The 12,259-nt window shown below is 40.0% G+C and carries 10 protein-coding genes; 3 read left to right on the forward strand and 7 right to left on the reverse strand.

Annotated features, from left to right (window positions below; all coding sequences use genetic code 11):
- The first annotated feature begins 108 nt into the window (after nucleotides 1–108).
- Nucleotides 109–771: a DUF6933 domain-containing protein gene (locus tag OB69_RS14205; protein WP_053224414.1), complete on the forward strand. Its 663-nt coding sequence runs from the start codon at nucleotides 109–111 to the stop codon at nucleotides 769–771.
- A gap of 191 nt (nucleotides 772–962) precedes the next feature.
- Here OB69_RS14205 and OB69_RS14210 read toward each other — a convergent pair whose 3' ends face one another.
- From OB69_RS14210 to OB69_RS14220, 3 genes are all read right to left on the reverse strand, one after another.
- A complete protein-coding gene (locus OB69_RS14210) occupies nucleotides 963–1,466 on the reverse strand; it encodes a fasciclin domain-containing protein (protein ID WP_053224415.1) in 504 nt (167 codons plus the stop codon).
- A gap of 78 nt (nucleotides 1,467–1,544) precedes the next feature.
- Complete coding sequence (locus OB69_RS14215) at nucleotides 1,545–2,360, reverse strand: anti-sigma factor (RefSeq protein ID WP_053224416.1); 816 nt, start codon at nucleotides 2,358–2,360, stop codon at nucleotides 1,545–1,547.
- The gene (locus OB69_RS14220) at nucleotides 2,357–2,917 is read right to left on the reverse strand and encodes an RNA polymerase sigma factor (protein ID WP_141655436.1); all 561 of its coding nucleotides are present in this window, start codon (nucleotides 2,915–2,917) and stop codon (nucleotides 2,357–2,359) included. The genes OB69_RS14215 and OB69_RS14220 overlap by 4 nt, the downstream gene beginning before the upstream one ends.
- 130 nt (nucleotides 2,918–3,047) lie before the next feature.
- Between OB69_RS14220 and OB69_RS14225 the strand changes: the two genes are divergently transcribed.
- Nucleotides 3,048–5,945: an FAD-binding and (Fe-S)-binding domain-containing protein gene (locus OB69_RS14225; protein WP_053224417.1), complete on the forward strand. Its 2,898-nt coding sequence runs from the start codon at nucleotides 3,048–3,050 to the stop codon at nucleotides 5,943–5,945.
- A gap of 363 nt (nucleotides 5,946–6,308) precedes the next feature.
- Nucleotides 6,309–7,109, forward strand: a complete 801-nt coding sequence (locus OB69_RS14230; protein WP_141655437.1) for a hypothetical protein — start codon at nucleotides 6,309–6,311, stop codon at nucleotides 7,107–7,109.
- Between the two features lie 112 nt (nucleotides 7,110–7,221).
- Here OB69_RS14230 and OB69_RS14235 read toward each other — a convergent pair whose 3' ends face one another.
- From OB69_RS14235 to OB69_RS14250, 4 genes are all read right to left on the reverse strand, one after another.
- Nucleotides 7,222–7,758: a DUF4136 domain-containing protein gene (locus tag OB69_RS14235; protein WP_053224419.1), complete on the reverse strand. Its 537-nt coding sequence runs from the start codon at nucleotides 7,756–7,758 to the stop codon at nucleotides 7,222–7,224.
- A gap of 803 nt (nucleotides 7,759–8,561) precedes the next feature.
- Complete coding sequence (locus OB69_RS14240) at nucleotides 8,562–9,485, reverse strand: metallophosphoesterase family protein (protein WP_053224420.1); 924 nt, start codon at nucleotides 9,483–9,485, stop codon at nucleotides 8,562–8,564.
- 74 nt (nucleotides 9,486–9,559) lie between these two features.
- Nucleotides 9,560–10,213 (reverse strand): response regulator, encoded by a 654-nt coding sequence (locus OB69_RS14245; RefSeq protein ID WP_053224421.1) that lies wholly within the window; start codon nucleotides 10,211–10,213, stop codon nucleotides 9,560–9,562.
- A 27-nt stretch (nucleotides 10,214–10,240) separates the two neighbouring features.
- Nucleotides 10,241–12,205, reverse strand: a complete 1,965-nt coding sequence (locus OB69_RS14250; RefSeq protein ID WP_053224422.1) for a tetratricopeptide repeat-containing sensor histidine kinase — start codon at nucleotides 12,203–12,205, stop codon at nucleotides 10,241–10,243.
- Between the last annotated feature and the right edge of the window lie 54 nt (nucleotides 12,206–12,259).

Below are 12,259 nucleotides of genomic sequence, written 5' to 3' on the forward strand. Positions count from 1 at the left end.
TATTCACCATTCAAGGCACACACACTCTGTATATTTCATGGCTAGTTAGTGGTTTTCGAGGCTTTGGTTCTTCGTAGAAATCCCGTCAATCTGCAAGATTGACTGGCTATGAAGAACAAATTTAGCGAGCCAATCTTGCAGATTGACTCCGTGGTAAACCGAAATTTCACTACTTTGAATTCAGCCACGAAAACATACAGTAACCGTTGCCACCATTTGAAGACGACTATCATACATACTACGAAAAAGTTAGAAAAGCAGATAAAGAAAATCATTTGCACTGAAGACATTAGCGATGATAGCCTGTTAGGCAAATGGAATGCAGCTTTATTTCATGTTCATCTTAAGAAATGTTGGTTAGTTTCAAATGGCCTGACCAAATACAATGTTATTCTGACAGACATAAATGCGAACAATGTAAACGACATAGATATTATTTTCAAATCCACATTCTACAATCAGCTGATTTATGACGGAATAATTTTGGACTCTAAGAAAGCTGAAGAAATTATTGGTGATCTAATCTTTCGACCTACAGACAATGACAGAAGTACGACTGCTTTTCAAAACCAGCGAATACAAGATTTTGAATGGTGGAAATATGATTTCGACAGTTTGAAAGAAATGCCAATTAGAGAAATAAACAACAGAATGAATACAACACCAATACATATCGGAAAATCGAAGAAAATGTCAGACTATACAACGTCAGTCGAAGAAATGAAAAAAACGGTGTTTATTTCTAACCTTAGTGACCACCACTACACATAAAATGTAATCATTATTTCACCTTTAGTCTTAGCGAGACGCCAAGACTAGTGTAGAGTTACTATTTAAAACAATTGAGGCAAAAAGTAAAATCTCATTACACTAACACTATCGAAAAATCAACGTTCCTCTCAAACAAAAAAGCCCTCGATTTTCATCGAGGGCCAAACAACATAACCAAAATGAACGATGAACTATTTCATCATGCTCGGAGGCAAAATCACTTTATCAATCACATGCACTACTCCGTTGCTCGCTTTCACATCGGCAGCCACTACAGTAGCCCCACTAATCATTACTTTACCATTGGCCATCATCACTTTAACTTTCTCTCCTTGTACGGTAGCAGCTTCCTGACCATTAGAAAGGTCGGTTGACATTACTTTACCCGACACAACGTGGTAGGTTAACACTGCTACTAGCTTATCCTTGTTTTCTGGCTTTAGTAACATATCTAGCGTTCCGGCAGGCAAAGCGGCAAATGCGGCATCGGTTGGGGCAAAAACAGTGAAAGGACCAGTGCTTTTCAAAGTCTCAACCAAGCCAGCAGCTTTAACAGCGGCTACTAGGGTTTTTAGGTTGTCGTTCCCTACTGCTAAATCAACGATGTCTTTAGATTGCGCTTTAGCAACATTGATAGTAGCAAATAAAGCTACAACTGTACCTAAAATTAGATTTCTTAATTTTTGAGTTTTCATAATTAGAATGATTTGAAAGTGTTTTAGTTTAAATTCACTCTAACTACGACCAATAAGGTGGCTATAGATTTTTGATGCCTAACTTTTTTTCAAAAAACCTCTGGCATAGGTTTGATCTACGGTAGCAACAGGTGTACCCCCCTGTTCTTCAAGCGTAATGGCAAAAGCTTGCACCTCTCCTTTGATCACTTTTAATTCTTGCACCAACTGGTTATGGTCAAAAATTCCGGCATCGATTGGAGCTTGCCCAGGTTTGATGGCCCAAAGCTGATATTGATGTCCTTTTGGTGGCTCAGGTAAATTATCTACACTGATAAATACGGCATTGGTGTTCTTATTCCAGAAAACATTGGCAAATGATTTTGGTGAGAGTTCAGAACCATCCAATCGCACATGTATATTATCATCATTCAAAAAATGAGCTACACGTAATTCGGCATAGTCTAATTCTTGTTGAGTAGACTCAATTTTATAAGCCATTTTTGAATTTTCTGCAGCAATTCTACGCACATCGTCTTTTGCGCTTTGCATTCTTAAAAAGAAATAAACATTGAATGCGATGCTCAAAAACAACAAAACAGCTGCCGCGGTTATCCATCTAGGAATTACTGTAATTTTCTTTATTTGAGTTTCGGGTTCTTCAATAGCCCTTAAAAAGGCTTCTTTTTCCTCGTCCCGAATGGTGCTCGTCACAAAATCAAGTACGGTCGAATCTCCAGCACCTGCCTGGCTATTGGCCAAATTGATAAGTACATTCCTCAATTCATCGAGTTCTGCCGCTATTTCTGGATAACGCACTGCCATTGCATCTACTTTCTGCATTTCTTCATCACTGAGCTCACCTGCCCAATAAGACTCCAAAATACCTGATGCTATGTACTCTTGAATATTCATTCTACTACTGACCTTAAATGTTGTAGCGCCATTCTAATGCGCGTTTTCACTGTTCCTAAAGGAATACTTAGTCGCTCAGAAATTTCTGGATGGCTGTATCCCTCAAAAAACGACATACTAATAAGCGTACGCTGTTTTTCAGGAAGTTGAAACATTAATTCTCTGACCGATTCATCATTTACCTCAGATTCGTTCCCAAACGTTTCCGAAACAAATACGAGGTCAACCGATTGTTCAGATTTTTGCCTTTGCTTAAAATCTTTAGATCGTGTCTTGTCTATCGCAGCGTTTCTGCAAACTCTGACTAACCAAGTAAACAAACTTCCTTTCGAAGCATCGAAATTAGTAGAATTACGCCAAATTTTTAATAATGCGTCTTGAAGTACATCTTTGGCGACATCCTCATACTTTACTATTCTTAAAATTACATTAAGCAAAATGGGCGAATAATTTTGGTATATAAGCCGAACAGCCGTTCTATCACGGTCAGCCAATAGCATTGCTATCCTTTCTTCAATGGGCGTTTCAGATGTTAGATATTTGAGTTGAGTTGGCAAAATCAAGGATTATAGAGTTGAAACTAAAGTATAATGCAATTGTTTAGCCACGGAAAAAATAAGTTGATAGCCTCAATTAATTCCTTCAAACAAACGGCTCAGTTCTAAGCGAATCAATTAATTTGCGTTTATGAACTGGAATGCCCTTCAATCTACTCTTCAAGGCGAATTATTTACCGATACTATTACACGGAAACTTTACGCTACTGATGCTTCTGCTTACCGTGAGCTTCCTTTAGCAGTAGCTGTTCCTAAAGGCCAAAAAGACCTTATCGCCTTGGTCAACTTTGCTCGGGAAAATAAAACAGGGCTGATTCCAAGAACTGCTGGCACCTCATTGGCAGGCCAAGTAGTGGGCAATGGTATTGTAGTAGACCTTTCAAAACACTACGGCAAGGTGTTAGAAGTAAATACCGAAGAAGGTTATGTATGGGTAGAACCCGGAATTGTTCGGGACGACCTGAACAAACACTTAGCACAATATGGGGTCTTTTTCGCACCAGAAACCTCCACCGCCAATCGCGCCATGATTGGCGGAATGATTGGCAACAATTCATGCGGGTCAAATTCGGTGGTATACGGAAGTACAAGAGAGCATTTACTTGAAGTGAAAACCATTTTAGCCGATGGTAGTGAAGCCCATTATGGCCCTGTGGAGGTAAATGAGTTACAGCAGCAGAAATCGCTTCAGGGTAAAATCTATGCTGAAACACTCGAAATGTTGCAACAACCTAATAACCAAAAGGAGATTATTGATGGTTTTCCCAAACCAGATGTACCCAGAAGAAACAACGGTTATGCGCTCGATATGCTTTTGCGTCAGCAGCCATTTACCGAAAACGGTAGCCCCTTTAATCTTAGCAGCTTAATAGCGGGATCAGAAGGCACCTTATGTTTTATTACCCAAGCCAAACTAAAGCTCACTCCACTCCCACCCAATCACAAACGTTTGGTCTGTATTCATTCCCAAACTATTGATGATTCCCTTCGGGCGAATTTGGTGGCGCTAAAATATGCACCATCGGCCTGTGAGCTGATGGACCATTATATTTTAGAAGCCACCAAGCGAAACGCCATGTACAAGGCCAATCGCTTCTTTGTTCAGGGCGACCCGCAGGCCATTTTAGTGGTGGAACTTAATGGAGAAACAGCGCAAGAAGCCGATACCAAAGTATTGGCGCTTATTGAAGAGCTGAAGACTACTGGCCATGGCTATGCCTACCCTGTAGTAAAAGGTGATGAAATTAAACTAGTTTGGGATTTACGAAAAGCAGGTTTAGGACTGTTGTCCAATATTCCAGGCGATGCCAAGCCTGCACCTGTGATTGAAGATACCGCAGTAGATGTTAAGGATTTGCCCGCCTACATTCGTGAATTCAACCAAATTCTTGAGAAGTATGGCCTGTTTGCCGTACATTATGCACATGCAGGTTCGGGAGAATTGCACTTGCGCCCTATTCTAAATTTAAAGACAGAAGAAGGCCAAAGACTCTTCCGCACCATTGCCGAAGAAATTGCCACTTTGGTAAAGAAATACAAAGGATCGCTTTCTGGCGAACACGGTGACGGGCGTTTGCGCGGTGAGTTTCTACCTCAGATGATTGGTGAGCATAATTACCAGCTGGTAAAGCAAATGAAGCGCATTTGGGATCCTGAAAATATTTTCAACCCTAATAAGATTGTGGACACTCCTCCGATGGACACTTTCTTGCGCTACGAAAAAAATCAGGTCACGCCTGAATTTGACACCGTTTTCGACTTTTCGGAACATGAAGGCATTTTGCGCTCCGCTGAATTATGTAACGGTTCGGGCGACTGTCGAAAAACAGAACTGAGTGGCGGAACGATGTGTCCGAGTTATATGGCCACCCGCGATGAAAAGGACACTACCCGTGCTAGGGCCAATATGCTTCGCGAAATCCTTACGCATTCCACAGAGGCCAACCCCTTTGATAATCCTGAGATTAAGGAAGTAATGGACTTATGTCTGTCGTGCAAAGGCTGTTCTTCAGAATGTCCTTCTAATGTAGACATGGCCAAACTAAAAGGTGAATGGCAGCATCAGTACCACAAAAGCAACGGAATTCCTTTTCGCACCAAACAGATTGCCCACTTTTCTAAAAGCATGAAACTGGCCAGCAAAGCGCCTTGGGCTTATAATTTAGTGTTTGGAAATCGCCTTACAGGGAATATTGCGAAGTCGATTGCGGGCTTTGCGAAAGAACGAAGCATGCCCGCTTTGGCCAAGCAGCCTTTGGCCCAGTGGTTGAAAAAGGAATTTAAGCCGAGAACCTCAAATCGTAAAGTCTATTTCTTTTGTGATGAGTTTACCAATTACAATGATGCTGAAATTGGGAAAACCACTGTCTTGCTATTGGACAAGCTAGGCTATGAAGTCCTATTTGTTCCTCATGCCGATTCTGGTCGTCCTCAGCTTTCTAAAGGTTTGTTAGACGAAGCCAAAGTTTTGGCAGAACAGAACGTTCAGCAATTCAGTGTGCTGATCGATGTTAATGCTCCTTTAATTGGCGTTGAACCATCTGCTATTCTGACCTTTAGAGATGAATACATCAGCTTAACGCGAGGCGAAATGCAGGAAAAAGCAAAGGCACTTTCGGCACATGTGTTTACGATTGAAGAGTTTTTGGCCCAAGAAATTGATAAAGGAAATATTACTTCCGAGCAATTCAATACCGAAACCAAATTGATTAAAGTACACGGACATTGTCACCAAAAGTCGCTTTCGTCTATGGTGCCCACCAAGAAAATGCTTTCGTTGCCCAAAAATTTTACAGTACATATGATTGCTTCGGGCTGTTGTGGTATGGCAGGTTCGTTTGGTTATGAAAAGGAGCACTATGAGGTATCGATGAAAATTGGCGAATTGGTGCTCTTCCCTACCGTACGCCAGCAACCGAAAGAGGTGATCATTGCTGCTGCAGGAACGAGTTGCCGTCATCAAATCAAAGATGGCACCAGCAGAATAGCCAAACATCCAGTGGAGGTGTTGTGGGAGGCTTTGAGGTAAGGGAAGCCCTTAAATTATTAATTCCTTCGCTGCATTTAGGATGAAAAAGATGCTTAGTCAGTTTCCAGAATCACTGGAATCTCTGTGCATAAGGGGATGAACTTGCCGATTTAGTTAATTATGTCAGTCATCCGTCTGTTTCTTTCCCTGAGAGAAACGAAGGGTCTATCACTGCGTAAAGTATGAAAGCATTATATCCTGCTTACCTCAATTTCTTCGCTACGTAAAAGGCCTTGGCCTTATAAGCACCTTTCCAAAATATTTTCTTCCCTCTCCAACCTTGTATTTCGATTTTGGGTCTAGGGATCATTGTTAGTTTATTTTTCAAGAATTAACAGGTCGAAAACTCAAAATTTAATTTATATGCATACCACTAAATGGTCATTTAGGCTTATGCTTTTATTTACGCTAGCCTTCATTTCATCCTGCTCATCAGATGACAGTGCGGTACCCGACAAGCGTTTATTACCAGAAACCTATTCGGAGCTAAATTATAGCCGAACACTTTATTTTGATAGCCAGTATAGGTTGATCAGAATTTACATGGTTTCTAAATATTCAGATGAAAGCTGGGGTGAATCTACTCAAATTTACTTCTACAATGATGAAGGTGTATTAACAGAATCTCATGTTGACAATGGTTGGAGAATGGTTTATACCTACGATGATGACAAGATTGTAAGAACGGATGAATATGTTTATTCAAGACATAATCAAATCCATACGTTTGAATACAATGAAGAAGGAAAACTTTCCAAATCTGTTACCTTTCAAGATATCCCAGAGGAAGGTGGGGTAATTCCGGTAAGTGGTGATAGTTACGATTATGATTCAAAAGGCAATTTAACCGAACATCGTCTTTATTATTATACCCCCAACGAAGATGAACCACAGCTCATTACTACTTTCTCGTATAGCGGGTATGATGATAGAGTCAATGGAGAAAACATGTTTTCAATCAATCCCTTTAATCCACTTATAAAGTTGAGTGAGAATAACCCAGGGCAAATGTTAATAAAAAACAACAAGGGTGAAGTATCTAGCACGAACACCTACACTTACCAATATCATAAAAAGGGGTATCCAGTGAAGAAGATTACTCACATAGAGTTATACAATGGGCAAGTCAATGACTATGTAAGTACCTATAAGTTCAAAGATTAAAATCAGCTCGCTTTACTACTGTTAAAAAAATCGGGTGTAAGAGCTAAATGATTTGTGACAAAAACGCCCTTGCTGATCAAAATCAACAAGGGCATTTTTAGAATAGAGTTAATTATTTTTTCGCTGTAGGGAATTTTGCCATAATAGCTTTTACTCCTTTTTTGATTCTTTCTTCTGCGTCTTTAGGCGGAACATCATTAAGGGTTTTACTGCCAATGCCCTGCCAAACCAAAAGCTCTTTTTGATTATCTACCATATGAATCACGATACTACCTTGGTTAAACGTATAAGATTCTGCCTGATATTCTGACCAATATTTCACATCGTAGGGGTAATCGTTATGAGTCAGAGAGCTTATTTTCTGGTCTATTACAATATGAAAATCAAGTATTAAATCAGGAGTTCCTGTTTTTTTCTTAATGCCGAGTATCTCCATTTCAGCTTCTACCGCCTCCATAATTCGCTTACGATTGAGCTCATTATCAAACATTGGATTCGATTTACCAGGTTTTTCTTGACCTTCTGCCCATGCAAAACTTTTATACTGGGTAAAGTCAATGCCCTTTTCTTGGTCGGAGGTTACATATAGTTTTTCTGAGCAACTAAGTGCTAAAAAACACAGTAAAAACAGGGGTAAAATCTTCTTCATGTCTATTTTATTTAAAACAAAAATACCATGATTATTCTGCTCGCCTAATGATAGGAGTCAATGAATAACCTGACTTAAGTCAGGTTAGTATTTGGAGTATAAGCGAGCCGTACAGTACCGTATTCTGGACGTACCGTTTGAGTACCTTCGTGACCTTTGCTATTTAACGTTTCGTTTGTGTTACTGAAAAAGACCTCCGAAGTCTAGGAGCAGAGTGACTTTCTAGCCAACTTACCTGATACAGAAATGGCATTGGCACAACACCCAAAGCTAAGTCATGCTGTAAGCATCCTTTCACGTTTCCCACATTCAAGGGTTTTCCAAACCTGTGATTACTTATTATCAAAGACTGCACTCGTTGTTTTTTAGACCCTTCGTGCTTCAGGGAAAGAAAGCAAGCGTTTTCGCTTTGCTTGACCTTCAACACTTAATTATGCACATGGCATTTTGGGGTATTTAATTCGGTAAATCTCGGCATCCTTCTCAGTTTAGTGTTTCTATCTGTGTTTCTGAAAAAGACCCTTACAGGGTGACTTTCTAGCCAGCTTACCTAATACAGAAATGGCATTGGCACAACCCCCAAAGCTAAGTCATGCTGTAAGCATCTTTTCACGTTTCCCACATTCAAGGGTTTTCCAAACCTGTGATTGCTTATTATCAAAGACTGCGCTCGTTGTTTTTTAGACCCTTCGTGCCTCAGGGAAGGAAAACAAGCGTTTTCGCTTTGCTTGACCTTCAACACTTGATTAACCCTACTGCGTTCTGGCACTCACTTTCCTACCCTACCGAAGCCACCAATAATATTAAAACTCCAGCGTCAGGTCGCTTACCCTTTTATAGCCTTTGATATGGATGGCTTGGTCATCAATTTCTACAATGGCAAAGCTGTTGTTTTCCAAGCCTTGATAATCTACCATTCCCAACTGGGTGACATAGTGAATTCCATTGATTTGAGTGTGCTCTTCTGCATGAACGTGACCATGGAATACGGCCAATACTTTACCTGAGGCTTCGAACAATTGCTGAAATCTCTGGTAATCGTTGACATGAAACTTAGCACCTTCTTTATTGAATTCATAAAGCGGATGATGACAGAAAACAATCGTGGGTAAATCGTTTTCTTCTAAATCTTGCTTGAGCCAATTGAACTCCACTTCGGGAATATTGGCATCCTGCCAATCTGCTCCTTCTTTGTAAAATTGGTCTCTCCCATCGGCATGGTAATTCGCATCCAATACCACAAAATGGAAACCTTCTTTATCGAAAGAATAATAACTCTTCGACTTATCAATGCCCGTGTTTTCTATATGACTTAGGAACTGTTCTTTCCTTATGCTGTCTACATCGTGGTTGCCTACACAGTGAAAACGAGGCCCATCAAATTTTGCATAAGCATTCTCTAGCGTTTCTAAATAGCGTAGCGTATCTGCTTCTTCCTGTTTTAGGTCTTCATCTTTAAAATCGCCTAAATGCGCTACAAAATCGACTTTTTCGCTGTTCATTACCTCCACAAACTCATTCATTTTCGCAATAGAATCGCGGTAGCAGCGAGTGCCAGAGTTTTCACGATCGGCATAGTGTGAATCGGTAGTGAGGCCAAATCTGATTTTCGAAGTTTTGTCTGGTTGACAGGCATAGATTGAAAGCGGTAAAAAAGTAGACAGCGTTACTAAACCGCTGTTTTTCAAAAATTTTCTTCTGGAATTATCAACCACTTTACCGTTCATTTTGGATTACTTTAGATCTGCTTCTAAAATAACAAAAGCCTTAATCGATAAGAAAATTTTTGACTTTAAGTTTTCTATATCAAACTCTGTCTTCTGGCCTTTTGAACGGCCTCTAGTTTGTTGTGCACTTGTAGTTTTTTGTAGATATTTTCGATGTGCTTTCTTACTGTACTGGGCGAAAGGAATAGGTTATTGGCAATTACAGTATAGCTAAGTCCTTCGGCCAACTGCTCCAATACTTCTTGTTCGCGTGTACTTAAGTCTACAATATCTTCTTCTATTCGGAGTGAGTCTTGTTTTTCTGGATAACGAAGCAGTTTCAAGGTTTTTACCGCAATGGACGGGCTCATGGCTGCACCTCCTTCAATGGTTTCTATAATGGCTTTATGAAGTTTATCTCCTTCAATTTCCTTGAGTAAATAGCCGTCTGCCCCTACACGAATGGCATTGAAAATATTCTCATCATTATCGAAAACGGTGAGCATAAGCACCTTGATATGTGGGTATTTCTGCTTGACAATATTGACAGTTTCAATACCATCGAGCACGGGCATTTCAATGTCCATCAATACCAAATCAAGGTTATGGTTCTTCTCCAATTTGGCTAAAAATTCGCTTCCGTTGTGTACAGTGTATTTAATATCTAAATCACTGTAAGGAGACAGTTTCTCATTAATCGCCCTCGCTAAAAAGGTATTATCATCTACTATAGCCAATCTTAATTTCATAATTCTAACTGTCTTAATTTCTACATTTTAGGCTTCCACAGTCAATTCTACTTTTGTTCCCTCTCCTACTTTACTGCTTAGCTTATATTCAATCCCGGCTTTTTCCGCTCTACTTTTCATTATATAAAGTCCGTTTCCAGCAGATTCTGCTTTGGTGTCAAAGCCTTTTCCGAAGTCTTCAATCAGGATTTCAACCTTATTTCCAACTTCTTTAAAAGACACCACCACTTCACTAGTTCCTGAGTGTTTTACGGCATTATTGATCGATTCTTGGATAATCCTGAACAGGTTCATTCCCACAAAAGCATTCAGTACTTTATCGCTATTGTCGCCAAATGTGCGTACGCTAATGGCATCATCAGTGGCATCATGAATCGTAGCGGCCAATTGGTTTGTACGCTCCTGAATATCTTCTAAACTGATTTCATCTTTATTCATCGCCCAAATGGTATCGCGCAATTCAGCAATGGTTACTAAGGTAAACTGCTTCATTTGGGTTAGTTTTTCGGCCATAAACACCTCACCTTTATCTATATTCCGTTTTGCGGTATCTGTAATTGAGGTAATATAGGTAAGTTGAGATCCGATATTATCGTGTAAATCGCGGGCAATACGAATACGTTGTTCCTTTAAATTTTCTTGTGCTTGCGCTTCTACCATGGCCTTTTGCAGTTCGGCCTCTCGTTTTTGCGCTTGTGCTTTCAACTTCTGATCTCTAAAAACCCCATAACCTATCACAAGAATAAGTATGACCAAACCACCGCTGGCCAAAAGCAAGTTGTTTCGTTTTTTAATAATCAGTTCGTTTTCAACCAGTTCATTTTGTTGACGAAGGATTTCGTTTTCCTTTTGTTCTGTTTCGTATTGTTGTTTTAGTTTTAAAACTTCTTTGGCCTTATCGGTAATAAATAGGCTATCCTGAGCCGCATTACTCTTTTTCAGGTAAACTAATGCCTTTTGGTAGTTGCGCTCATTTTCATAAATGCTAGAAAGCGTGAGTGCTGTTTTTTGTTGAAAGATAAGCAGGTCATCATCCACCGCTCCTTGATATGCTTCTTTACCTAAGTTTGCCGCTTCGGTATAATTTCCCCTCTTATTTAATACATCTGCTAAATGCATCTTCAAGAATATTACCTCGTATCTATCTCCCCTTTCTTGCTGAAGTGCCAAGGCATTTTTAAGAGATTGCTCTGACTCATTTAACTGGCCAAGTCCTTTTTGCGCAATACCTAAGTTGGTATAACTGTAAGCTACGACCAACCTTTGCCCAATAGACTGCCATAATTCCAGTGACTTTTCTGCATGCTGAAGTGCTTCTTGATAGCGTTCCTGATCATTATTGAGCAAAGCCAAATTGTTTTCAATTGCCGCTTGAAAAAACACATCGCCCAAAGCGCGGTACATTTCTAAAGACTCCATATTCACTTTTTCCGACAACTCATACTCCTTAATGGTTCGGTATTGGCTGGCAATATTCAACTTTACCGATGCGATTCTCTGCGAATCATTGGCGATTTCATACCGTCTAAGCGCCTTTAAGGAATAGTAAATTGCGGTATCTATAACGCCAGTGCGTTCATAGGCATTGGCCATATTGTGATATACAAAGCTCAGCGTTTGCGAACCATTGGTAGAATCTACCAAATTCATGGCGAGTTTATAAGACTTGATGGCATCCTCGTAATCTCCGGCCTCGGTTTTCAGAATGGCCAGGTTCATTGATATTCTACCTTGAAGGTCTTTGTCTCCAAAAGCCTCTGCTTCTTTATAGGCTTGGCGAACGTAATGCCATGCACTGTCTTTATTAATGGTTCGGTACTTGAAACCGATATCTCCTAAAAACTCAATTCGCTCTTTTCCACTCTTCACAGAGAGGGAATCTTTAAGGGCATCGATAACCGATTGAGGTGTATTCTGTGCCTGTAAACAGACACTCGCAAATAGTAACAGCGAAATGGCTATTAGAAAACGAAGTTTATGGAATGAACGCATGGAATAAAAATAGAGAAGAATTTTAATTGGAAGAGTTAGGCTTTAAAGTATTTC

It is taken from the genome of Roseivirga seohaensis subsp. aquiponti (assembly GCF_001267955.1).
Taxonomy (GTDB): Bacteria; Bacteroidota; Bacteroidia; order Cytophagales; family Cyclobacteriaceae; genus Roseivirga; species Roseivirga seohaensis.